Origin of the sequence: Chitinophaga agrisoli, assembly GCF_008386695.1 — a bacterium.
In the GTDB taxonomy this organism is placed as follows: domain Bacteria; phylum Bacteroidota; class Bacteroidia; order Chitinophagales; family Chitinophagaceae; genus Chitinophaga; species Chitinophaga agrisoli.
In genome coordinates, this window is sequence record NZ_VUOC01000004.1 from 3265272 (window position 1) to 3289737 (window position 24466).

Below are 24466 nucleotides of genomic sequence, written 5' to 3' on the forward strand. Positions count from 1 at the left end.
TTACTATATAAAAATACCTTTTTTTTCCAGATAAGAAAATTAATTTCCCCGCCCCCTACTCATACTCCCTGTAGGCCCCAAAACGGGCTAGCCGGTCTTCTCCCAGCTGGGCAGGTACCTGCGTGCTATCCATACCCAACTGCCGGCAAAGCTGTACCCATAGTCCGGTACGGGTATAGGTTTGGTGCACCTGCTGAAAATGGGTGGCCAGCAGCAATGTTTTCGCCTGCTGGTACTGCCCCTGGTCGATCAGCAGCTGTATTTTCCGCTCTATGACCCACTCATCCGGCAAGGCATCCACGGCTGCCAGCCATTGTGCCCGCTCCGCCAGGGTCTCTTTGCCCAGGGCACGCAGTACTTTATCCCGCTCTACCACCACCTGCGGGTGCAGCAGCAGCCAGTTTTCCCGGATGCCGTCAAACGCCTTTTTAGCCCCGGGCACATCGCCTTTTAGTTTTAACAACCTGGCCAGCAATACTTTTCCCAAACCGGAAGACGATTGCTCCAATATTGTTATAGCCGCATCATGCTGGTCCCGGCCGGCCAGCCAGGCGCCATAATAGCACCGCCATAACGCCGCCACATCCCCGCTGGTTTGGGCTATTGCCCATTTAAAAGCGCCATCCAGGTCTTCCATACCAGAAGGCGCCCAGCGCTCCTCTTCTATTCCCGGTGGCTGCGGAGGGGTTGTTCTAGCCTTATAAGCAGCCTGCAGACGGGTCCAGACAGCTACGTCTTTTTCCCTTGCCCAGCTAAATAAAGGGATCGCCGTTACCGGCCTTAACTCCGCATGCGGCAATGGCAGGCTATAAATATCCAGCTCCTTAGCAGCGGGTATCCAATATTCCGTGTGTGACCGGGTGGCATTAGGTTCCAGCTGCAGTTTCGTAGCCTGGTCCCCAATAGGCCCGCCCTGCAGTTCTATATAGGTTTGATGCCGGGCAGTGCTAAGCGTAGCCCAGGCGCTATCTGCTCCCCGGCCATAACTCCAGAGCTTAATACCCGGCGCTATCTTATCATCAGCTATATGATACAGACCCGTACCAAAAGAAGGCGTATAGGCCCCAAAAGCATTTACATCTTTAGTCCGCCAGAAGTAACCGGTCATTTCATGGATATCATTTTCCGTTTTAGGCCCCTGGGTTTCCCAGTTGATGGTATCCAGCACGGAAGCATGCGATAATACACTGCCTTTAGGGAAATCATATTTGGTATCTGCGGCAGAAGGGATGGCCGCATTGGACCAGCTCATCCAGGGGTATGCCTGGCGGCCGGGGTTATGGAACTTCACTCGCTCTGTCAGATACTGATCGTCATCCCCCAACGAGTACTCCACAGACCATTGCATCCCAAAACGCAGTTCCCGCTCCCCACAGGTAACATAAATGCGGTTGGCCGTACGGTCTATACGGTACTGCACCCGCTCATTCTGAGAAGGAGAATGCGAAATAGGAAAACTCACCTCAATCCCTCCGGCTACAAAATAGAACCGCGGCAATATACGCGTATACCGCACCACATCCGGTTTATACAACACCTCTTTACCAGATGGCACATGTACCATGGACACCACTTTGCCACCCAGGTCCGGGCAGATGGTAACCCGGACCTGGCTATTTTCCAGCACTATAAAACGGTATTTCTTCAGCACCGGCCGGTTAGAGGTTTCCGCATAACTCTGGTAAGGATACACGCCGTTAGGATCCAACGCAGTAGGAATAGGCCCCGCCGGCGTTAAAACATGCGTAAGCCAGTAGTCATCATATTCCCGGTATTGGAGTTTACCGGGCGCAGGGGCAGTGGCTCCGGTAACAGCTGCAGTTCCCCCCATGATACTACTTATCAAACAAGCAAACATCCAGTGCTTCATCATAATTTGTCACTTAATTCAGCTATCAGTTCTTTTCCCTTGTCTACATCTGCAGTGATCTTTCCCTCTTTAAAATTATGCTCCGCCGCAAATGTTTTCAAATGCTGTTCCAGCGCCCCCCACAGCGCTTGCACATTTTTATCCTTTGAAGCAGCAGCTTTCTGCTTTAATATGCGCAGCTTTTCAAAATCCACAATCCCCTCCCGCAGCTTTTCAAAACGGATACTGCTATTAGCCCCTGGATACACCAGGAAACAATCCCCGGCCGGCCAGGAGCCAAAGCGGGCGTCCCTCATCGGATCTTCCGGCCAGGCGTCATATGCCCAACGCAGGAAACCGTCGTACCCACGGGCGGCAGAGTACCAGCTGATCCAGCGGCCCTCTATCGGCGGAGAGAATACAAAATTATTAGGATAGGGCGGGTTACAACATACGTAGTAGGTAGTAGTAGCGCCCCTTTTCCTCCGCTGTTGAATGGCCGCATCATCTGACTCCTTCCCATACAGGAAGCAATAATCATCCAGCAGGGTATCCAGCTGCGGATGCCAGTCGCCTGCATAGGTAATGCGCCATTGGGGGGAATGTTCCTTTACCACCTTGATGGCAGCCAGTGTTTGGCTCATCTCATTCTCATTAATACCCAGATAGGTCTTTTTAAACCAGCCCTTTTTCTCCAAATGGGCCCTCAGATCTGTAAGGAACACATGCCAGTACTTTTTATAATCTGCCGTACCGGGCGCCCAGGTTTCATGCACATAATTGCCCGTAGCGGCATCCAGGTAGCGGAAACGGTTACCCCAGGGCACCGGCGTATATACCGTTATAGCCTTATCTATCCCCAGTGACATAGCCAGTTCCACATACTCATCAAATATCTTGTAATCAAATGCCCAGCTGCCATTTTGTTGTTTTATAGATGCTATCATTCCACCCTCTATCATATAGGAATTGTCTGACCACGGGGAATGCACACCGTAGGTGGTAATATACTTCCCACCGGCATCCGCATACAGCTGCAGGTACTTTTTAAGCAACGCCTTATGTTCTGCAGACCAGGGCTCAATATGATTGGACCAGGCCACTACCCATGGATTCTGCCACAGGTCCAGGCGGTGCTGCCATTCATGCGGCGGCGGCAATACCGGCGCCTGTACTTTTATTTTTACCTGCAATTCCTGCGTATGCTTTTCTGTTTGCACCGTAATGGTACCGGTATACAAACCCGGTGCAGCGCCTGCCGGCACATTCAGCGATAGCCATACCGGCCGGGCGGTTTTACCGGGCAGCTCAAACCGGTCAAACGTCTCAAAACGATCCGGCATAAGATAACCGTTCTTATAGGGCGTTTCTCCGCATACGGCATCCCTGGCGCCATAAGGATAGTTGGAGAGCACATAACGCACCAAATGCAGCTGAGCCTCTGTAGCGCTGATGGTTTGCCCTTTTTCATTCGCCAGGTTATGAACAGTAAACCGTACCTGCCGCAGCGTATCCGGAGACCAGACCAGCAACTGGGTATTCAGGCGCTCGCCCCTCCAGCCGGTAGCCTCCCAGGAATGAGCTTCCTGTTGCACCGGTACTTCTGTCCGGAAATATAATTTATCTGTAGTGCCAAAACTTACATGCAATCCGGCAGACTGGCCCGTCCAGGCCTGGGCGTCTACCGGGGTATCAAAAGTATATTCCGGTTGATAGTGCGGCGGTGATGCCGGCATACGGCCGGCAGGTATTTCCCCTTTATGCTGTGCAAAGACCGGTGCTGTCAACCAAACGGCCAGGCTACATAACAATGCGAATTTCCTCATGTATGATAGTTTTATTGTATCCGGCGCAATCTGACAGGTAAAACATCGCTGCTCCGGAGATGGTTCTATGATGATGTTATTATGGTCCGGTGATAGTTCGACGATAGTTCGATGATACTTCGATGGTACTTCGACGATAGTTCGATGATAGTTCGACGATTAAGCATCCTAAAAGCGTACCCTCCCTATGCTACCAACCGGTATTCTGATCCAGTGTCGCATGCGATAACTGTATCTGCTGCAACGGCACCGGGTCCAGGTAGTGTTTAGGCAAAAAGCTCCGGGCGCTGGCCGGTTCCACGATAATAAACCCGTTCCCATCTACCTGTATATCCGTACCGATCTTCAGGTCCGGGTAGCGCTGCTGGTATTCCGTGCCCTGGAACTTAACGCCCCGTACCGCCATCGGCATCAGCGTTTCTGCTGTCTTCCACCGCCGCAGATCATCCCGCCGGAACCCCTCAAAGGCCAGTTCCACGGTACGCTCCCGCCGGATCTCATTCAGCATGTTTAACCCGTTGGCAGTAACAAAAGCATTCGTCAGCGGCGGCATATTTACCCGGGTCCGTAACTGGCTAATGGTCCGGGCCAGGTCCGCGTCAGAGATGGTCCCGTTCTTTTCATACAGGGCCTCTGCCAGTACCAGCAGCACCTCCGCATAGCGGAACTCCTTAAAATCGTATTGCCCCCGGAAAGTAGCCGCGTCAATGGTCTCATCCAGGAACTTACGCTGCATATAACCGGTACGGGTAGCATTCGTGCCCGTAAAACCCGGGAAAGTGGGCCGCATAATACCGCCCTCAAAAAACACATTAGAGCCGGGCATAATAAAGCTCATCGCCATCCGCGGGTCCCGGTGCTGGAACTCGCTGGTAAGGGTATTATACCCCTGGAACAGGGCCGATTGGGTAATGGGTAGCCCGTCCGTCATCAGGTACATATCCGCCATCGTTTTGGTAGGCACAGTGGCGTTAAACCAAAGCTCACGGGTCCAGTTATGCCAGTTCCGGTTGGTATAATAGCGCAGGGCCAGTATTACCTCCTTACTATCATCCCCCTGCTGTATAAAAAGATATTTATAACTATCTGCTCCCCTGCTGTTGTATAAAGCATATTCCCCGGAGCTGATGGCTTTATCGGCAGCATCAATGGCCTGGTCCAGGTATTTATTGGCGTCTCCCTGACCATGGTATTTAGCCCAGGTACCCATGTACAGGGCCGCCCTGGCTTTCAGCGCCAGTACCGCGCCCCGCGTTACCCGGCCCAGCTCGTCTCCTGTAAGCCCGCTTTGCGGCGGCACCTTGTCAACGGCATTATCCAGGTCCGTTAGTATAAAATCAATGATCTCTGCCTGTGAAGAACGTGGCGTATACAGTTCCGGCGAGTTTACCTCCAGCACCGTTTCAATCTTAGGCACACCGCCAAAGGTCTTTACCAGGTTCCAGTAATGATAGGCCCGGAAAAACAGGGCTTCCCCTACCCAACGGTCTATATCTGTTCCCAGCGTGGATGATTGGGCTTTTTGCAACAGGTAATTCGTACCCCGGATCCGTTTATAGGAACTATCCCATAAGGGCGAGGTAAGCGTAGCCAGGTAAGACCCGTTGCTCACCGCCCGGGCGTCTGCCCCCGTGCTGGAGATAACGCCGCCACCCACGCTGGTACCAAAAGCGATATCAGAAGTATTGTCTATATATTCTGGCACCGCCTGCAGGTCATAATAAAAATCATTGGCGGCCAGGTGAAAATCTTCCGGTGTATTCCAGAAAAGCGTATCTGCGATCTGGTCCTTAGGCGTAAGGTCCAGCTTCTTATTACAGGCCGCCAGCAGGAATGGTAGCAATGGCAGCAGTAAGTATTTATAGCGGTTGAATAAACGTAGCATGATCAAGAGCATTAAAAGGTGACGTCTAATCCGAATGAATAAAATCGCTGAAAAGGATAGTTGAAGCCGGTAACAGACGCTTCAGGGTCCCATCCGCCTTTTACATGATGCGCCTCCCACAGGTCCTGCCCGCTGAAGTACACCCTGGCCTGGGCAATAGACCATCTGCTCAGCAAACCGGTAGGCAGGGAGTACCCTACCTGCAGGTTCTTTAACCGGATGTATGCGCCATTGATCTCCTGTAATGTGGAGGGCTGATAGTTCCAGTACCGGATACTACCGTGGCTCAGGCGGGGATAATAAGCATCTGGCCGGTCTTCATTCCAGGTCTGTTTATAGTAGAATTGCGGAGGTTGCCGCCACCAATCGCTCCAGGGCATTGAATACTCTCCCGTGCGGAATACAGAACGTTTACCCACACCCTGCAGAAAGATCCCCAGGTCAAACCCTTTGTATTTTGCGCCCAGGTTAATGCCATAACTATACCGGGGCGTAATCGTGCCGGCATTCACCACATCGCCATCGTCGCCGGCTTTATCTCCCGTAGGACTGATCTTGCCATCCCCGTTCACATCCTTGAACTTAGCGTCGCCTATACCGATATCAGACGGCACACCACCCAGTTTTTTATAGGCTTCCAGCTCCTGCGGGGTACGGATCAACCCATCAAATACATAGGCGAAATACGTGTTGATAGGATAACCTTCCCGGATATTATTAAGCCCCGGCACATAAGTATCCGCGCCGCCGTAGTACACTACCTTATTCTGCGCATCGCTGAGCAGCAGCCGGGCGCTGTATTCCACATTACCTATCTTATCCTTCCATCCCAGCGAGGTCTCAAAGCCTTTGGTATGCAGCTCGCCTGAATTAGAATAAGGCGCTACGGCCCCTAGCACGCTGGGATAGGTAACTGGTATCAACAGGTCTTTATTCGTCTTAATAAAGTAATCAAATGAGAAAGTAAGGCGGGCGTCAAGTAGCGTAGCATCCACGCCAATATTCTTATTGATCAGCGTTTCCCAGGTACGGTCTGTGGATACAATACCCGCCACCGCGGCAGACTGTCCCTGCAAACCCGCCCCAAAAGGATAAGGATAACCCCTGCCTAAACGGATAAGGTTTAAATAATCATAATAACCGATCCCTTCCTGGTTACCCGTGCGCCCATAGGATATGCGCAGCTTCAGATCATTCAGCATGCGTACATCGCGTAAAAACCCTTCCCGCGAAATACGCCACGCAGCAGAGACGCCCGGAAACCATCCCCAGCGCCGGTCCGGCTCAAAACGGGAACTGCCATCATAACGCACATTGGCTTCCAGCAGGTATTTACTGTCATAGCTATAGCTTACCCTGGAGAACAGGGAACTGATGGCCCATTTAAACCCTCCGCCGGAATTGGTCATATTGCCCGTACCGCCCAGGTTTAATGCCCATGGCCCTTGCACGATATAATTATCCCGGCGCGCCCCAAATACATCATAGTCATTCTCTTCATGAGAGGCGCCTGCCATGATCTCTAAATTGTGCCGGCTAAAGTTTTTACTATACTGCAGATAGCCCGTATAATTGCGGTAGGTATTATCGGAATGAGATTTGGACGCCGAATTAGTGTTAGGATCAGCAATCGTATAATAAGCCAGATCGCCATCCCAGTTATACAGCGGTACAGATTTGGCAATATCTTCATCATTCTCTGAGCTATAGTTGATCCCCGCCTGCAGGTTCAGTTTCAGACCGTCCAGCACTTCTGCCGTCAGTTTGAAATTGGTGTTCAGATTACGCGTATTATAGGTAGAAGGCACCGCTTCCTTAGCCTGTGCCACCGCATTACCCCAACCGCCCTGTGCAAAGAACTTTCCATCCTTTGAGTACACCGGGTGGTTAGGCATGCCAAAAACAGCTTCTGTGATCACCCAATCACCCAGGCCGCCAATATCGCTCCGCTTCTGGTTCTCAAAAGATACTTTGGACTCCAGGCGTATACGTTTGGAAAAATCATAATCATAGTTAAGGCGCAGATTATACCTTTTGTTATTATCATCCGCATAGCGGATCACGCCCCGGGTATCCGTATAACTGCCGGAAAGATAGTAGCTGGAGCTTTCGCCGCCGCCGGTGATATTGATATTGTGTTTTTGCTGAAACCCGTTCTCCATTACCTCATGTATCCAGTTGGTATTGGTAAAGAACAACATCCAGCCGTCGTATAGTGGATGCGGTATGGGGTTGGGATCGTTGTTCTGTATCCGCTGTAACAGGTCCGATGTATACATGGGCGCGGCCCCGTTATGGATATTAGCTTCATTATCCATGATGGCCATCTCGTAATTGGTAGGGCTTTTCATCATACCAGACAGTTTGGTGATGGCCATATTGGTGCTGTAATTGATACGTGGCTTTCCTTTCTGTCCTCTTTTGGTGGTGATGATAAAAACGCCGCCGGCTGCACGTGCGCCATAGATAGAGGCTGCGGCATCCTTCAGCACATCAATGGACTGGATATCGTCCGGATTCAGCAAGTTAATATCTCCCGGTACGCCATCCACCAGCACCAGGGGCGAGTTACCGCCATTGGTAGAGGAATAGCCCCTTACATTCAGATCAAAACTTTCCGCCCCCGGCCGGCCGGAAGCCCGTTGTATCACCACGCCCGGTATCTCGCCCTGCAAAGCGGAAAGGGCATTGGCAATAGGGCGGGCCTTGATCACCTCCGAGTTCACGGAAGAAACAGCGCCGGTGAGGTTCTCCTTCTGCTTCGTACCATATCCCACTACCACAAAACTTTGCAGCGTCTTAATATCGGTGCTCATGCTGATGTTAAAGCTGGTACGGCTACCCACCGGGATCTCCTGCGGCAGGTAACCTGTAAAGGAAAATACCAGCGTACTACCCTGTGGCACCTGCAGGTTAAACTGGCCGGCGCCATTGGTTTGGGTACCCAACCGGGTCCCCCTGGCCAATACGGTTACGCCCGGCATTGCCAGACCGGCGGAGTCCGTGACCGTGCCGCTCACCCGCACCGTAGTATCTGTGGCTAAAGGCAATGCCGGTAGCAATGGCGGCTTATTGGCGGCGCTTTTGATGATGATATTGTTATCCCGGATAGTGTATATAATAGGCTGGTTCCTGATACAGATATCCAGCACCTGTTGTATAGGCACATCTTTTACGTTGATAGTAACCGGAGCGGTGCCCTTTAACAACGTTTCATTACATACAATGGAAACCCCTGTTTGCCGGGATATTTCAATAAACACCTTCTGCAGCGGGGCATCCCTTACAGTGAGGGTAACTCCCTGGGAGAGGGCTGCTGCGCTGATATGCAGACAGGCGACAAGCATTAAAAAAGCGGTCATTTTCATAACCAGGAACAGTTTAGGCGGCAGATAACGCGGATGATGTTTGGTGGATATACGTTCCCCAATTAACGTGGCTTTGCAAAAGTTTAAAAGCATACTTTTGTAGTGTTTGGTTGATTACGAGATAAATGGTCTTAGCGGATTGTTTCTTTTCGGAATGCCCAAACTTTCCGCCGGAAGTGGTACCAGCACTTCCGGCATCTTTTTTTGATGTGCTAATGTGCCGATATGCTAATTTGCTAATGAATTGGCGCGGTACTACATGAATTAATCAACATAATTAAATCATCCGCTGCACTCCCATTAGCACATCAGCACATTAGCATATCAGCACATTGGCATTCTATTGTACTATTACTTTCTTCCCTTCTACGGTAAATCGCACCCCATTTTCTTCCAGCAGGTGCAATATCCCTGACAATGGTTGATCCCTGCCAATACGGCCCAGGAAACGCTCTTTACTATGCGTATTCCTGTATTCCACTTCCACATCGTACCAGCGGGCTATCTGCCGCATAATGGCGGCCAGGTCTGTGTTCGCAAATTCAAAGAAGCCTGTTTTCCAGGCGATCACCTGGTTTACATCTGCCATCTGTACGGTCAGGGCATGATCTGTATAACCCAGCACCGCCTGCTGACCAGGCGAGAGGGTAGCGTTGGTGGCGCCCTGTTGCACCCGTACGGCCCCTTCCAGTAACGTGGTATGTATATGCTGCTCGTCGGTATAGGCCATAATGTCAAAGCGGGTGCCTAATACCTGTACTTCCATGTAGTCTTTGCCGTTTTGCCGGGCAGGTACCCGTACTTTAAAGGGCCGGCGCGCATCCTTTGCTATCTCAAAATAACCCTGCCCTTTTAGCTCCACGATCCTTTCCGCTCCCTTAAAAGCGATGGGATAACGTAGTGATGAAGCGGAGTTCAGCCATACTTTACTCCCATCCGGCAGGGTAACGCGGAACTGTCCGCCCGCGGGTGTGGCTAATATGTTATAACTATCCGGCCCGGTATGCCCGGCGGCGTATAATAGCTGCCCTTTATGCTGACTGATAGCAGCGCCGCCCTGCTGGATCGTCCGGCTCTCCGCGCTGTCCAGCGTCACGGTAGAACCATCCGCCAGGGTGAGTGTTGCCTTATTAACGCCCGGTGCTATATCTGTACTAATGGGGGATGGTACGGCCGCTATGTCTGCTTTGGGAATACGTTCCAGTAATAAATAGGTACCGGCTACCAGCAGTCCCGCCAGCACTGCAGCAGCAGCCCACCAGTTGCGCCACATGGGGCGGGCAGGCGGCAGAATGGCCAGGTCCTGCATTTCTTCCCGCTGCAGCAGTTCGTTATAAAGCGTATCAAGATGGAGATGTTCTGCTCCTCCAGCCGGCAAATGCTGCATGGCCTGCAGGATCATCTCGTCAAATGCTGGCTGGTTGGCCGGGTCGGCCGCCCAGATCCGGAATTGCAGGTAGTCATCCGGCGAGATGGTATCGTCCAGGTATTGGCGGAATAATTGGCGGGCCTGTTCCGTGGTCATTTATAAAAGCATTTAATTTTTAGCGGTTAGCACGTGGTCTTATCTCCGCAGGCGGTTAGCGTGAGCCAATAGTATGAACCTTTCTCTGCTTGTCAGCCTTTAGCTCCTTCATAGCACCCCTACCCGTTGCAATCGATGGGTAACGCAACCCTCTGATACTATCTTAACCTACATACCCTATTCGAACCTCAAGCGAACCTTAACCGAACCTTAACCGAAGGAAAAGCGAAGGAGAACCCAGGCACAAATCAGGTAAAATAATACCATTCACTACCCCTCCCTATCACCAGGACGAATGACTTTGAAAAAGGAATGCGTTGGAATAAAAAAATTTTAATGATCCTGGGAAAACCAGATCAGGAGAACAAGCAATGCTTCCGGATTTTCTGCCAGGTGTTTGCGCAGGTAATCCAGCGCCCGTACAATATAACTTTTGGAGGTTACCTTGGAAATATGCATTACCCGGGCTATCTCGTCATGACTATACCCCTGAAACCGCAACAAAAAAGCTTTCTGCATCTGCGGCGGCAGCCTTTTAATAATATTGTCTACCGCATGCTGTGCCTGTGTGCCTTCCAGTACCTGCTCCGGGGTAACGGGCTCCTGGGTAAGATACTCCAGCATATAGCCATCATTCCCCGGTTGGAATACCCGTTTCTTCAGGAAATCGCGTACCTGGTTGCGGGCTACTGTAAACAGGAAGCCCTCAAAATGCTGCAACTGCGGCAGTAGCTGACGGTGTACCCATAGCTTTACAAAGATCTCCTGCACCAGGTCTTTTGCCTGTTCCGGAGATTTGGTCATTTTCAGACCAAGCGCATACAGCCGTTTCCAGTAATGGTCAAATACGCGGCGGTAAGCAGCCTCATTGCCCTCAGCTATAAGCCGGAGCAGTTCTCTTTCATTATGTAGCACATCATGCATTCCAGAATGGTTGTCCCCTAAAGCGATCTAGCAGTTGGCAGTTGGCGAATTGCAGTGATTGACTGCCTGCTGTTTTGGTTTGTATTGCATTATGAAAATACTAAAATCCGGGGGAATAACCCCCAGATGTTAACGGCTCTTTACAAAAGGTATAATTCCCTGCTTTATCGGCTATATTAATATCCCACATTTTTCACCGCCTGCGCTCCCAACCGCTCTGCCAGCTGTGCCAGGTACAGGCTATTCGGCGTTACCGCCTCACCAGCTGCATCATAGATCCCCTCTTCCAGCAGCGGCGTTTTATCAAATGGCCTGGCTCGCTGCTGATGCGCCCCCTGGCTCCCTATTACCCAGTTAGCCGCTCCGGGTGGCTGCTGGTTCAGATAAGACCGGGCCTTGCAGTTCCAGGCCACCGCCCAGCCAATAGCCCAGCCATGACCGGAGCCCATCGCCCCCCTGTTCATAAAATCGATCCCGCCATCCGGCACATTACATCCATCTACCAGCAATACAGTAGCCCAGCGCTGGTGGGGCTGTATCCATCCATTTCCCTCAAACGTGCAGTGTAACAATACAACCGGTCCGGATACTTTAGGCCCGGTAGCAAAATAGAATACATTATCCCCTTTAATATAACACTGGTTAAACAACAGCTGAGACCCGCTGCCATTAAGGTCCGCCGGTTTTGCCGATCCCACGGTAGGCATGGTATGCGTAATCCGTACCCGCTCCACCGTGATCCGTTTTGCATCCGAAATGCTCACACTGTTGATAGTGTTCTGTATCTCGATATTCCGCGCCCAGCTATCTCTTACCCCTTTCATCGTAAAAGCCCGGTGATGCGCTTCATTGATCGTCCCGGTTTGATCCGGGGCCGCCATACGCAGGTCCTCGATCCCCGTCTGGAACAGCCCCCCACGTAGCGTTACCTTACTAACAGTAACACCCGGCGGGTTCAGGTAACGGGCATCATAATTATCAGTAAGTGGCAGGCCTACCGTTATGGTGTTATGGGTTATACTTTTAATCACCCGGTCAATAACAATATCGCCGCTGATCCAGGTCTGTTGTTTACCATCGCGGGTAAGCTGATCCATACCCATAAAATGTACCCAGGCCGGCGTTACCGGACGGGTAATACGGATGGTATCACCCGGCGCCAGGCCGCCCGTCTCATTTACGGTAAACGAACTGGCATTTACCGGCACATAACTATCCGTAATACGAACAGCATCGCCAATAGGCTGAGCGGTTACCATACCCGTAATAGTAATACACGCATGCGGGTTTCCTGTCATACGGATAACCGTACCATCCGCCCCGGCCCCACTGCCGCGCAGCACAACCCCGCTGGCACGGATAACCAGCGGCCGTTCACAGTCATAAATACCTGGTTGTAACAGCACTGCGCCACGGCTGCCATTTACCAGGGGCATGCCCGATACGGCGTCAATGGCCTGCTGAATAGCGTCCGTATTATCGCCGGCGGCAGGGCTAAGCGTTATCTTCACCGGTAATAGCGGAATGGCCACGCCGCCGCCTTTATAGCCGGCATAGGAATAATCCGGGATCCGGTCGCCCCGTTCCAGGGTTTTGTAACTAAGCTTACCCTGGCCGTTCTGATATACCCATTGGCTGGTACGCCGGCTGGCGCCGGACAAAGATGCGTCTTCGCTATGGCGGTTATTATTTGCAGATAGGTTTCCCTGGGCGTGTATCTGGACTAAGGGCCATAACAGTAGGGTTAAACAGTATAACAGGCAATTAAGTGATTGCATTTGATGACGTGCTTGAAGTGATAAATTTGTGTGATAATATCTCTGTGAATGATCTCACGGCAATGCATCTTATCAACATAACGATGATCTCACCCCGTAATAACATCCTCCCGTAACAGGCAGTCCCTATTGGGCACTTATAATTTCCAATTCCTTTGAAAAACCTTTACTACAATTCCCCGCTACTTTTACCCCACTACTCTCCCCCTCTACCCTTACCAGCGCCCCGCCCGTGCCCTTTGCCGCTACATCCTCCACATGAGCCCCTTTTACATGCTCCAGGCGGATCACCGCTTCCGCGCCCTGGGTTTCCGGCAACTGCCACCCATTCAGCCGGATCTCCTCCCCATCTGTGGCGATAAAAGCCGGCCGCAGATCATTGGCCGCCAGGCGCAGGGTAATGTTATTCAACCGCAGCCCTTTTACATGCCTTGCCCAGATACCATAAGCTGGTACCAGCGGCCCAAAGGTCTTCACCTCCGGGTATTTATCAACAGCCTCCGGCACTTCCTGGCGGGCATTGGCCGCCGTGCCGCCGCCAGCCAGGTCTATTTCTATATCTTCCAGCGTAAGGTCCGTGATAGCATGCCCCGGTACACCGGTGATAAGGATGCCGGAAGGTGGCATTAACTGCGCATTGGCCGCCGCCTTTGCCTTTACCCGTTTTACCACCACATTTTCAAAGGTCCCGGGCGGCTGCTGGGTATCCTGCCCTTTGCGGAATACGCTTAAACGCGCCCCCAGGCGGAATAGCATAGGCGTTTTTACATTCACCATGTTAATGTCCGATATAACCACATTGCGTAAATGTGCGCCATCTACCGTAAGCAGCTTTATCCCCCCGTTCTGGGTATCATAGATATAACAATTGGATATACGGATATTCTCAAAAGCAGCCATCGACTCCGTACCCATCTTAATAGCGCCCTGGTTACTCTTAAGCTGCATATTGGTGACCACCACATCGCTGCAGGCCATCTTGCTGGAAGTGGTCTTAAAACACAACGCATCGTCCCCGCTAACAATATCGCAGTTACTGATACGCACATCCTGACACCCATCTATATCAATCCCATCATTATGCGCCACCCCATGACTCCTGATGCGCACATTTTCTATACGTACCTGTTTACTCTGAAAATAATGGGAGGTCCAGGCAGCGGCATAGAACAGGGATACACCGCTAACAATAACATCCTCACAGCGCACGATCCGCAACAGAAACGGCCGCCGCCCCCATCGCTGAGATTCCGGCCGGGTATCCGTAAGGATCTGCTCCGCCTTTAGCTGCGCGCCCTGTCCGTCTATAGCGCCTTTCCCGGTAATGCCAATATGTTTGGCGTCTACCGCTACCAGCAACGCCCAACCTACATCTATGCCCAGGCCATCTGCAAACGGGTCTACATTCCGGTAATCAGCCACCTGCGTGCTGCCCAGCAATACGGCATTCGCTTGCAAATACAGCGTGGTATTATCTTTCAGCACAATAGTGCCAGACAGGAACCGGCCGGCCGGGAAAATAACCTGACCGCCGCCACTTTTGTTACAATCGTCTATAGCCTTTTGGATGGCAATGGTATTAAGAGTGCGGCCATCGCCAACAGCGCCGTAGGTGGTAATATTAACATCTGTAGCCCCGGCCTTGGGTATGATGCCTGGTAATAGCCCGCATAGCAGGCATAGGAAAATACAACGTTTCATAATGACGTGGAAACCGGTTTGATGACGTAATAAACAATAGGTAACAAGTTAGCAGTTCCACCAGAAGCTTTATAATAGTATCTTCCTGGCCCTTAATGCTATTTTAACGCCTGCCACGCCGCATTTAATTTTCAGGATCGTATTACCTTTGTCCTGTCATTTACAACTGCTTAGCGCATGAAGATCCAGGAGCTATCTACCGCAAGGTCTATGCAGGACCTGGCTTTTTACATCAGCGGGCTCGGGGCTGATAGTTTTATCTATGACAGCCGCCACCGCAATCCTTACCACACCATCATGTGGGTAACCGGGGGCCAGGGCGCCATGAATATAGATGGCAGTGATTATGCGGTAAAGGCCTCCGACCTGCTGCTCATGGCTGCCGGACAGCTCTACCAGGTAGCGCCGGGAAGCAATTTCCAGGGTTATATCCTTTCTTTTGGAGATCCCTTCTGGGAGCGCACGCCAGCCAGCGCCCGCAACTGTAAGGCCAGCCTGTTCAACAGCGCCCGCCTGCACCAACTGCTTACGCTGGATGAGAGCAATGGCCCTGCTATGACCAAACTCTTTGCGCACTTGCTGGATGAATATACGGCGGACAATTACTCCAATAAACCCGATGTAATGGCCGCATTCCTAAAGATCATCATTATAAAGGCCGCCAATATCAAATCCCTGCTCACGCTACATACCAATAACCACGACTACCGCCTGTACCAGCGCTTCCTGGAGCTCATTGGCCAGGATTTTACCCGCCAGCATAGCGTAGTGTCCTATGCCAGGCAATTGGGGCTTTCTACCCGCAAGCTTACAGAGATCTGTAAACTATATGGCGGCGAGGGCGCTAAGGAACTGATCAACGACCGCCTGATCGTAGAGGCCAAACGCCTGCTGCAGTTCTCCGTACAACCCGTGAAGGAGATCTCCTTTTCCCTGAACTTTGCTACTCCCTACCAGTTCAGCAACTTCTTTAAAAAACATACCCGCCAGTCGCCTACCGCCTACAAAAAGCAGTTTGCGGAAATTGGTATCTAATCTGGCCTTTTTGGTATTTACCCGCCTGGTATAGCGGCATAATTTTGAGTAAAAATTAAGATTATGTCACAGCTATTAACACAACACACGATTGCCGGTATTAACATACCGGATAGCAAGATTGCAAAAGAAGCCACGGACCTGTTATTAACGCATGGCACGGAATTCATATACAACCACTCCCTTCGGGTGTTCCTTTTCTCTTCTTTAAACGGCCAGCGTACCGGCCTTAAATACGATCCTGAGCTGTTATACGTAAGCGCCATATTCCATGACCTGGGCCTCACAAAACACTACAGCAGCCCTGACAAACGCTTTGAAGTAGACGGCGCCAATGCCGCCCGCGAGTTCCTGAAAGGCCATGGCCTGCCACCCGCTACCCTGCAGCTGGTTTGGGATACCATTGCCCTGCATACCACCATCGGTATAGCAGAATATAAAGAGCCGGAGGTGGCGCTTATGTACTCCGGCGTAGGGTTGGATGTAATGGGCGAGGGGTACGAGCACCTATCTGATGCCAACCGGGAAGAGATCATCGCGGCATTCCCCCGCAACGACTTCAAGAAAAACATTATCCCCACCTTCTTTAGCGGGTTCTCCCATAAAACAGACACTACTTTCGGCAATATCAAGGCCGATGTATGCGCCTTTATGATCCCTAACTTCCAGCGTAAGGATTTCTGCGATCTTATCTTAAGCTCCCCCTGGAGCGAATGATCCTGTTCCGGATACGGAAAAAGGGGCGCAACAAATGGCGCCCCTCTCTTCCGCTGTTAATCCCTACTCCTATTATTGTACCCCGTTGATATAGTTGAATGCAGTATCAGGCGACTGCAGGAACATATCATAGAACTGCGCGGTGGCGCCCGCCCTTACCACTTCTGTATTATTGGCCAGTCCTTCCAGCGTTGCTGCCGCCACGCCGGATGCAGGAAATTTAGGCATATCTATCCCGGTCGTCATATCAGTATCCGTTAGCGGGGGCAGTACTTCCATTACCTGCACATTTGTGCCTTGTAAAGCCAGCCGCAGCAGCCGGGTATAGGCCTGTAAAGCCGCCTTGGTGCCGCTATAAGTAGGCGCTAATGCCCAGGGGGCCAGGGTTACGATAGAGGTAACGTTGATAATAGCCGCCTGGGGCTGTTTTTTCAATACCGGCAGTAATTGCTCTATCAGGCGGATGGGCGCCAGATAGTTCAGGTCTATCTCCTTTTTGGCGTTTTCATATACATTGCCTTGTTGGGTAATGTCTTGTGGTATGCTAAGCCCAGAGTTATTCACCAGGATATTCAGGTCGCCAAAGGAGGTCTTTATCTGCTCTACCAGGCGGTTAAAATCTGCGTCATTGGTCAGGTCACAGGCGATCGCCGTTACATTCTTCAGCTGGGCAGCCGCTTTGTTAAGCCGCTCTGCATTACGGGCGGCAATAATCACCTTATTGCCCTGTTCTGAAAACTGCTTAGCTATTTCAAAGCCAATACCGGTACCACCGCCGGTGATCAATACTGTGTTGTGCTGTGTGTTCATTTTTAGAAGATTTTAAGTTTGTTTATAAAAAGATGCTCCCGTTCAGATACCTATAGGTATCCGTCAAGGCAAAAAAATATGTTGATTGCTAACTGTATGGTGGTGTTATACCTGCTTTCTTCCCATTGACCCTGCCATTCCCCTTTTAGCCCTCAAGCCCACCAGCCTCATTCATTTTACTTCCGCGTAAATACCTATAGGTATCCATCCAAAGAAAAAACCACCTTTTATCCATTCCACCTTCCCTCATCCCACTTATGAGATACCTAGCGGTATCCAATTCCACAAAAAAATATCAATGCTTCTTAGTGATATTATCCACCACCCCTCTCGCTATATCCAGCGTCCGCTCCAGGATCTCAACGTTCTGCGTAGCCTTCCCGATCATCACCGCCCCTTCCAGCAGCGCCATAATATGCAACGCTGTCTCCTCCGGGTCCGTGCTTTTACGGAACTCCCCCGCGGCCATGCCTTCCTCTACCAGCTTCACCAGGTCCTTTTTCCACCGCAAAAAGCCATCACCAGCCCGTTTCCGTAACGTTTCGTCCGTATCATCCGCCTCCAGGGCAGTATTCCCCATTGGGCAGCCCCCCTCCGGAATAGGCAGGTTCGCCTTGCTGCTAAAGAGGTGTATATGCGCCAGCAGCTTATCCTTATACGTCTTGGCCGCCTCTACCAGCCCTTTCTGGATGGTGCGTAAACAACCCAGGTTATAATCAAAAGCTGCCAGCGCTATATCTTCCTTGTTCTCGAAATTACCGTAAATACCACCCTTGGTAAGATTGGTGGCCTTCAGCAGATCAGACACATATGTTCCCACATAGCCCTTCTTATTGAAGATGCTGGCCGTAGCCTTAATAATGGCCCTCCGCGTTTCTTCTGACTTTGGAACAAAATTCATAATGCAAAGATACCGATCGGTCTCTGAATACCAAATTATTTTTACAACGAAAAAGCCCGGTTTCCTTATCAAACCTATTCAAATATCATTTCTTCCTCTACCGGCGCCCTACTTACCGCTGTATTCCCTGCAGGCGCTGCCACCTCTCTCTTATCCGGCAAAAGATATAACAATACCCCTACGATCACCGCACAGATAATATTCGCCACCATGCCATAATCAAATGCTTTTGTATAATCCCCCGTCTCCACGAAGAAGAAAAACACACCGCCAATAATACTGATCCCCAGCGCAGACGCAGTCTGCTGGAAAGTGGAATATACCCCTGCCGCTGCCCCTGCAAATTCCACCGGCACGCTTTTAAGGGCCATATTAAGCAGGGAAGGCAGTACCAAACCACTCCCCAGACCATAAATAGCCATCAATACCAACATGCTGATATGATTGGCATGAAACCCAAATACCAGCAATTCCATGATCAACGCCGCGATCATGATCACTACGCCTACCTGCAATACCCGCTTACCATACTTTACCACATAATGGATAGAGAGCATAGACGCAATCGTGAACATAATACCCATGGCAATAAAAAACAGGCCACAGTCAAAGGCGGAGAACCCCAGCCCACCCTGCAGATACACCGTGATGATCAGCAGATAGGCCGTATGCAGCATAAAAAAGAACAACACCGTCAGCAGCCCCAGGTTAAAATCCTTAAAGCGGAAAAGCCGCACATTCACCAGGGGCGCCTTATTAGCAAACAATTTCCGGCGCTGGTGGCGGATAAAATAAACAAAGACCAGCGCCGCGCCGCCCAGCATTAAGATGCTCCATAAAGGCCAGCCAGATTCGCGGCCCTGGATCAACGGATAAATAAGCGCTACCAGCCCCACAGTTAATATACCCACACCAGAATAGTCGAACACACTGGTATTATTCTTAGGCGTTTCTTCCAGGTACCGGTGCGTGGTCCACAGGGCGGCAATGCCTACTGGCAGGTTAATGAAGAATATCAGCCGCCAGCCTTCAATAGCAAAATGAGAGTCTGACAGGTAACCGCCCAGGAACTGTCCTATCATGGCGGCAATCCCCAGCGTAATACCAAAGTAGCCAATAGCCTTGGTACGTTCTTCCCGCCCGGTAAAGATCACCTGTATATAGGCAATCGTCTGCGGTACCATAAAAGAGGCGCTTACCCCCTGGAAAAACCGGGTCACATTTAGTTGCAGCGGCGTCATAGATAAACCACAAAGACAAGAGGCCACCGTAAATGCCAGCATGCCCCAGAAAAACACCTTCTTACGGCCAAAATGGTCCCCGGCACGGCCACCGGTAATAAGAAAGGCCGCATAGCCCAACAGGTAGCCGGCTATCACCAGCTGGATCTCTCCATCCGTGGCATGCACGCCTTTTTTAATGGCCGGTATGGCTACGTTAATGATAAACACGTCTATTACGGACAATAAGGGGGCCGTGAGCACGATCATGAGCTCACCCCATTTCCTGGAGGTAGTTGCCATCTTGTTTGGTATTGATTTATAGACAAATCTGTCTACTTTATAGGTAAAATTTTTTAAAGAAACTGTTCTATTATCTTTTTAGCCTTCCGGGTAGCCTCCGGGGAGTGTTGGATAACACCCGTAGTGGAGCTGCCTTCCAGTAAAAGGAAGATCGTATCCGTTAACATCTCATCTGTCAGGAACTTTTTATGCTCCGCCTGTTTTACCAGGGAGAGAATGTAATTATTAAGACGGTCCTTGAACATTTTTATCTGGTCCATTGCTTTTGGTTCTCCGCGGCCTATTTCTGCACTGGCCTTTATAAACTGGCATCCGCTGAAATTGCTGACCAGCTGCCGGTTCAGCCGGAAATCAAAAAGCCCCAGGATCTTTTTACGGGGATCCTTTATCGGGCTGAGATAAACTTCCATATCTGCAAACCAGCGCTCATGCGCCTGTTGCAGATAAGCTACCAGCAAGTCTGATTTAGAAGGGAAGTGATTGTAAAGCGAGCCCTTGGCGATGTCTGCCTCATCGATCACCTGGTTAATACCAGTGGAATTGTAACCCTGTTGGTAAAACAGGCGGGCAGCTACATCAAGGATCCGTTCTTTTACAGCTGATTCTCTCATGATACAAAGGTAGGACTTATTTTTGAGTAGACAAGTCTGTATATTTTTATGACGGTCAGGAGACATGGCCAGGTTACAGGCGCATGCCACAGGTTGCTAAGAAACAGCGCGGGGGGATCTAAGGAACGCCATAAAAGGAACATCACAAAAGGGGATCAGGCGCCCCCTGTAAAGCTGCCGCCGGATCAGCGGCCAGCTGGTTGATCAAAATAAATGCTGAAAGTGCTCCCTACCCCCGGTTCGCTTTCCACTTTCGTCATACCACCCGCAGCATCCACGATCTTTTTCACCACATACAGCCCAATACCCAGGCCCTCCGCATCCCGGTGCAGCCTTTTGTATATATTGAACACATTTTGCATTTTTCCCTTCTCCATACCAACGCCATTGTCTTTTACCTGCAGCAGCAGGAAACCGTTCTCTTTCCGCGTGGCGATATGGATCTCCGGCCGGCGCTCAGCGGCATAGAACTTCACGGCATTACTGATAAGGTTATAAAGGATGCTCCGGAAGTCCTTTGGAGAGAAGACGATCCTCGGCTCATCAAGCGTAATGGAAATATTGGCTTTGGCGCCCGTTATTTTGTCCTGTAAGCTTAACAGCACTTCTTTAAGCACACTGGCGATCTCCACTACCTGGTTTTCCTCGGGTATTTCGCCCTCTATGCTGCCTATTTGGGCCAACTGCTGCAGATTGCCCCGCAGCTTAAAGATCGAAGCCTCCATTACACTGGTAAACTGGTCTATCCCGGGGCTTTTATCATCCAGACTATCTCTCAGCTGCCGGATGGCTGCTTCTATGCTTGTCAAAGGCGCCAGCAGATCATGTGAGGCCGCATGTACAAAATTGTCCAGGTCTTCGTTGATGCGTTTCAGGGTCTGGTTAGAGCGGTGCAGCTCTGCCTGCGTTTTTTTCAGCGTGGTGATCTCATTAAACGTGATAATAGTGCCGTCCTGCACATTATTGGGCTGCCTTATATAAGGCATTATCATCATCTGGTACCATTTACCGCCTACGGATTCTACCTCGCGCAGCAGTACCTCGCCAGTGGCGATTACCGCCTTAATATCGCGCTCCAGGTTACTATCCAGCAGGTTGGTGGTAATATTATGAATGGGGCGGCCAATATCTGTTTCCCGCAGGTTGATATGAGTAACCGCCGCAGGCGAGAATTTCTTCAGCAACAGCTCATTGTCTACAAACAGCTGTCCGTTCAGGTTACTGCGGAAATAGTTATTCATGTCGTCATTGAGCAGGGTCAGCTCTTTGATCTTCAGCTGGTAGTCCGTATTAATAGTTTGCAGCTCTTCATTTACAGATTGCAGCTCCTCGTTGGCGCTCTGCATCTCTTCGTTGGTAGACAGCAGCTCCTCATTAAAGGACTGCATATTCTCGTTGGATGCTTCCAGCTTATCCAATGATTCCTGCAGCCGTTCCCTGGTTTGCTTCAGGTCTTCTTCCAGCCCTGCCATACCGGACTGCAGGTATAACTGCTCGTCAAAGGCCTGACCGCCGGGAAGCGATTGAATAGTACGCTTCTCTTCGCGAAAAAGCACCAGCAGCAGCCGCAGATCAGGATCCCTGGCATCCAAAGGCCGTATGATCATGGTCACCAGCCTGTTTCCGGCATCAGGCCCCGGCACGTTGATACCCGTAACGGCTACGCGCTCGTTATCGCTCAGCGCCTTCCGCGATGCAGTCACAAAGGCCAGCGCCAGGGGCCGGGGCAACAGCTCCATCAGATCGAAATTGAAGATCTTTTGTAGCAGGAATTCTTCCACCTTACCCAAAGACCTCACCACATTGTTATTTTGATCTACACAAACGCCGGCGTAACCGCCTTCCTCCAGTAGTATTCCATTTATTTCTTCCATCTGGCTGTTTTTATGGGGCAGACCTCCGGGCTTCTTGGCCTGGGTTAAGATCTGTACATGCGGATCAGGCATGCGGCTGGGCGTAAATATATCGAAACGTACGGACCTCGAAGATTCCAGGTTCCGGTAGATCTTCCATTTCTTGTCCTCCTCTTTAAGGAATGGCTGAAGGATCCCGGCATTTTCACTGGACCCCAGGAACAGATAACCATCTTTCCTGAGCCCGAAATGCAGCATCGAAAGCGCCTTATTCTGCAGTGCGGTGCTCATATAAATAAGCAGGTTCCGGCAGCTGATAAGGTCCATATTACAATAAGGCGGGTTCTTTGCAACATTATGTTGGGCAAAAATGAGCATCCTGCGGATATGGGGCCTTATCCGGTAGTAGCCGTCTTCTTCCTTAAAACACGCGTCCAGCCGCTCCTGCGTAATATCTTTGCTGATAGCTTCCGGATAGGCGCCTTTGCCGGCAAACTCAAGCGCCGCCTTATCAATATCAGTGGCAAAGATCCTTACAGGTATGTCTTTTTGAGCAGCAGCCAGCTGCTCATGTATCAGGATCGCCAGTGAATAAGCCTCTTCTCCGGTAGCGCATCCCGCTACCCAGATCTTTATCTCGTCGCTGTTTTTTTTACTGTTGATGATAGCCGGGATCACCGTGTCTTCGATCGCCTTAAATGCATCTTTATTGCGGAAAAAAGCGGACACGCTGATCATAAATGTTTGGGCCAGGGTGTCCATTTCATCAGGATGAGACAGCAGGAAGCCATGATAAATGGCCATATCATCAAAATTAAGATGGGCCATGCGCCGTTTGATCCGCCGGAGTATAGTGGTGGGCTTATAATCAGAAAAATCCAGTGGCGATCTGTCCTTTATCAGGCTGATGATCTCTGTAACATATCTTTCGCCAGAAGGATCTTCCAACACGCGTTTGTCTGCCGGTGGCGTCTTTTTAAAACCATGGTTAATATACCGGGTGATAGCAGCCGGCATACTGGCAGGTGTCAGCACATGATCCACAGTCCCTGTGGCAATAGCGTTCAGCGGCATGTTATCATATTTGGCGCTGGCAGGGTCCTGCACAATGACCAGGCCGCCTGCTTTTTTGATGTTCACGACACCTTTGCTGCCATCATCACCGGTGCCGGATAACACCACGGCAATAGCATGAACGCTGGTATCTGCCGCCAGCGAATTAAAAAAGGCATTGATCGTCTTATGTGGCGCGGTGTTTTGTTTTTTGTCCTGTAGCTGTAAAAAGCCGTTCTGGATATACATGTACTGCTGACTGGGAATCAGGTACACCTCGTTAGGCGCTACCCGCATATTATGGGCAGCTTCTTTTATCTTTAGCTGGCTATGGCTGGATAGTATCTCTACCATCCTGCTTTTATAATCTGCGGACAAGTGTTGTATAATAATATAGGAAGCCTCTGCAAGCGAGGTATTGTCAAAAAAGGCGAATAAGTCCTCAATGGCGCCCGCGGATGCCCCTATAGCAATAATGAAATGCTGCGTTTGGTCGTTCTGAATTTCCATATCCCAGGCTTAAAAATATGCACTATTGATTACATCTTTTAGTGCGGCGTTGCATACCATGAGTAACCAGTGGCTCTTCTATAAGCTAACATGCATGGGTATTCGCAAATCAAGGAGCAGGCCTCCCTGTATGCCCCTTCTAAATTAGTAAAATAATAAGCGCTTGCCAAGGCAAATACAGCGGGCAGACAGCATTATTATCGCTCATCCGTTATCTCCACCGCCTCACTTCCCCTGCCGCGGCTATCCAGTACCCGTAGGCGGATGCGGCCTGCGGCAGTAAATGGCCGCGCCTGGCAACTGCACATTGGCCCATACCTTACCGTCTTTTACAACAGCGCCCGGCCGCAGAACGCGGTAGTTGTAGCCGCCGTTATATACATCCAGACGCGGCAGTTCTTTTTTACCCAACACATTGGCAAACCTGTTCCGCCAGTTAGCCCCGTTGGTATACTCATATAAAACAGGTACTAACAGCGTTCACAATTGGGGTTAATAGCGTTCATCATATGGGTAACAGCGTTCATCCACCCTATATGTTATGTCATGATCCAATACGGTCAGGTATCCCTATTATTACTGGTTTATTCCTCCCAG

General features: G+C 50.6%; 16 protein-coding genes. 2 read left to right on the top strand and 14 right to left on the bottom strand.

Annotated features, from left to right (window positions below; genetic code table 11):
• Window positions 1-55: 55 nt before the first annotated feature.
• The 8 genes from F0L74_RS31950 to F0L74_RS31985 all read right to left on the bottom strand — a co-directional run bounded on the left by F0L74_RS31950 (window position 56) and on the right by F0L74_RS31985 (window position 14856).
• Complete coding sequence (locus F0L74_RS31950) at window positions 56-1831, bottom strand: DUF5107 domain-containing protein (RefSeq protein ID WP_149841930.1); 1776 nt, start codon at window positions 1829-1831, stop codon at window positions 56-58.
• A 38-nt stretch (window positions 1832-1869) separates the two neighbouring features.
• Window positions 1870-3675 carry a DUF4091 domain-containing protein gene (locus tag F0L74_RS31955; RefSeq protein ID WP_149841931.1) on the bottom strand — a complete coding sequence of 602 codons (1806 nt, stop codon included), beginning with the start codon at window positions 3673-3675 and terminating at the stop codon, window positions 1870-1872.
• 190 nt (window positions 3676-3865) lie between these two features.
• A complete protein-coding gene (locus tag F0L74_RS31960; protein WP_149841932.1) occupies window positions 3866-5560 on the bottom strand; it encodes a RagB/SusD family nutrient uptake outer membrane protein in 1695 nt (564 codons plus the stop codon).
• An 11-nt stretch (window positions 5561-5571) separates the two neighbouring features.
• Complete coding sequence (locus F0L74_RS31965; RefSeq protein WP_149841933.1) at window positions 5572-9021, bottom strand: TonB-dependent receptor; 3450 nt, start codon at window positions 9019-9021, stop codon at window positions 5572-5574.
• A 247-nt stretch (window positions 9022-9268) separates the two neighbouring features.
• Entirely contained in the window at window positions 9269-10453 is a 1185-nt protein-coding gene (locus tag F0L74_RS31970; protein WP_149841934.1) for a FecR family protein, read from the bottom strand.
• A gap of 333 nt (window positions 10454-10786) precedes the next feature.
• A complete protein-coding gene (locus F0L74_RS31975) occupies window positions 10787-11377 on the bottom strand; it encodes an RNA polymerase sigma factor (protein WP_149841935.1) in 591 nt (196 codons plus the stop codon).
• A gap of 176 nt (window positions 11378-11553) precedes the next feature.
• On the bottom strand, window positions 11554-13155 hold the full coding sequence (locus F0L74_RS31980; RefSeq protein ID WP_149841936.1) for a hypothetical protein: 1602 nt from the start codon (window positions 13153-13155) through the stop codon (window positions 11554-11556).
• A gap of 126 nt (window positions 13156-13281) precedes the next feature.
• Window positions 13282-14856: a glycoside hydrolase family 28 protein gene (locus tag F0L74_RS31985; RefSeq protein ID WP_149841937.1), complete on the bottom strand. Its 1575-nt coding sequence runs from the start codon at window positions 14854-14856 to the stop codon at window positions 13282-13284.
• A 177-nt stretch (window positions 14857-15033) separates the two neighbouring features.
• Here F0L74_RS31985 and F0L74_RS31990 point away from each other — a divergent pair, with 177 nt between their 5' ends.
• Window positions 15034-15891 (top strand): AraC family transcriptional regulator, encoded by an 858-nt coding sequence (locus F0L74_RS31990; protein WP_149841938.1) that lies wholly within the window; start codon window positions 15034-15036, stop codon window positions 15889-15891.
• 63 nt (window positions 15892-15954) lie between these two features.
• A complete protein-coding gene (locus F0L74_RS31995) occupies window positions 15955-16608 on the top strand; it encodes an HD domain-containing protein (RefSeq protein WP_149841939.1) in 654 nt (217 codons plus the stop codon).
• A gap of 72 nt (window positions 16609-16680) precedes the next feature.
• Here the strand turns inward: F0L74_RS31995 and F0L74_RS32000 are convergent, their stop codons facing one another.
• From F0L74_RS32000 to F0L74_RS32025, 6 genes are all read right to left on the bottom strand, one after another.
• Complete coding sequence (locus F0L74_RS32000; RefSeq protein ID WP_149841940.1) at window positions 16681-17418, bottom strand: SDR family oxidoreductase; 738 nt, start codon at window positions 17416-17418, stop codon at window positions 16681-16683.
• A gap of 295 nt (window positions 17419-17713) precedes the next feature.
• Complete coding sequence (locus F0L74_RS32005; RefSeq protein ID WP_149841941.1) at window positions 17714-18319, bottom strand: TetR/AcrR family transcriptional regulator; 606 nt, start codon at window positions 18317-18319, stop codon at window positions 17714-17716.
• Between the two features lie 74 nt (window positions 18320-18393).
• Window positions 18394-19842, bottom strand: a complete 1449-nt coding sequence (locus F0L74_RS32010) for an MFS transporter (RefSeq protein ID WP_213087116.1) — start codon at window positions 19840-19842, stop codon at window positions 18394-18396.
• A gap of 53 nt (window positions 19843-19895) precedes the next feature.
• The gene (locus F0L74_RS32015; protein ID WP_188316252.1) at window positions 19896-20453 is read right to left on the bottom strand and encodes a TetR/AcrR family transcriptional regulator; all 558 of its coding nucleotides are present in this window, start codon (window positions 20451-20453) and stop codon (window positions 19896-19898) included.
• Window positions 20454-20638: 185 nt separating this feature from the next.
• Window positions 20639-23869, bottom strand: a complete 3231-nt coding sequence (locus tag F0L74_RS32020) for a chemotaxis protein CheB (protein ID WP_149841943.1) — start codon at window positions 23867-23869, stop codon at window positions 20639-20641.
• A 243-nt stretch (window positions 23870-24112) separates the two neighbouring features.
• Complete coding sequence (locus tag F0L74_RS32025) at window positions 24113-24283, bottom strand: chitobiase/beta-hexosaminidase C-terminal domain-containing protein (protein ID WP_213087117.1); 171 nt, start codon at window positions 24281-24283, stop codon at window positions 24113-24115.
• Between the last annotated feature and the right edge of the window lie 183 nt (window positions 24284-24466).

What these genes read in the sequence shown, in the direction of transcription:
- F0L74_RS31950 (WP_149841930.1), bottom strand. Translation starts at nt 1,831, where the DNA reads ATGGGGGGAACTGCAGCTGTTACCGGAGCCACTGCCCCTGCGCCCGGT.
- F0L74_RS31955 (WP_149841931.1), bottom strand. Translation starts at nt 3,675, where the DNA reads ATGAGGAAATTCGCATTGTTATGTAGCCTGGCCGTTTGGTTGACAGCA.
- F0L74_RS31960 (WP_149841932.1), bottom strand. Translation starts at nt 5,560, where the DNA reads ATGCTACGTTTATTCAACCGCTATAAATACTTACTGCTGCCATTGCTA.
- F0L74_RS31965 (WP_149841933.1), bottom strand. Translation starts at nt 9,021, where the DNA reads ATGCTTTTAAACTTTTGCAAAGCCACGTTAATTGGGGAACGTATATCC.
- F0L74_RS31970 (WP_149841934.1), bottom strand. Translation starts at nt 10,453, where the DNA reads ATGACCACGGAACAGGCCCGCCAATTATTCCGCCAATACCTGGACGAT.
- F0L74_RS31975 (WP_149841935.1), bottom strand. Translation starts at nt 11,377, where the DNA reads ATGCATGATGTGCTACATAATGAAAGAGAACTGCTCCGGCTTATAGCT.
- F0L74_RS31980 (WP_149841936.1), bottom strand. Translation starts at nt 13,155, where the DNA reads ATGCAATCACTTAATTGCCTGTTATACTGTTTAACCCTACTGTTATGG.
- F0L74_RS31985 (WP_149841937.1), bottom strand. Translation starts at nt 14,856, where the DNA reads ATGAAACGTTGTATTTTCCTATGCCTGCTATGCGGGCTATTACCAGGC.
- F0L74_RS31990 (WP_149841938.1), top strand. Translation starts at nt 15,034, where the DNA reads ATGAAGATCCAGGAGCTATCTACCGCAAGGTCTATGCAGGACCTGGCT.
- F0L74_RS31995 (WP_149841939.1), top strand. Translation starts at nt 15,955, where the DNA reads ATGTCACAGCTATTAACACAACACACGATTGCCGGTATTAACATACCG.
- F0L74_RS32000 (WP_149841940.1), bottom strand. Translation starts at nt 17,418, where the DNA reads ATGAACACACAGCACAACACAGTATTGATCACCGGCGGTGGTACCGGT.
- F0L74_RS32005 (WP_149841941.1), bottom strand. Translation starts at nt 18,319, where the DNA reads ATGAATTTTGTTCCAAAGTCAGAAGAAACGCGGAGGGCCATTATTAAG.
- F0L74_RS32010 (WP_213087116.1), bottom strand. Translation starts at nt 19,842, where the DNA reads ATGGCAACTACCTCCAGGAAATGGGGTGAGCTCATGATCGTGCTCACG.
- F0L74_RS32015 (WP_188316252.1), bottom strand. Translation starts at nt 20,453, where the DNA reads ATGAGAGAATCAGCTGTAAAAGAACGGATCCTTGATGTAGCTGCCCGC.
- F0L74_RS32020 (WP_149841943.1), bottom strand. Translation starts at nt 23,869, where the DNA reads ATGGAAATTCAGAACGACCAAACGCAGCATTTCATTATTGCTATAGGG.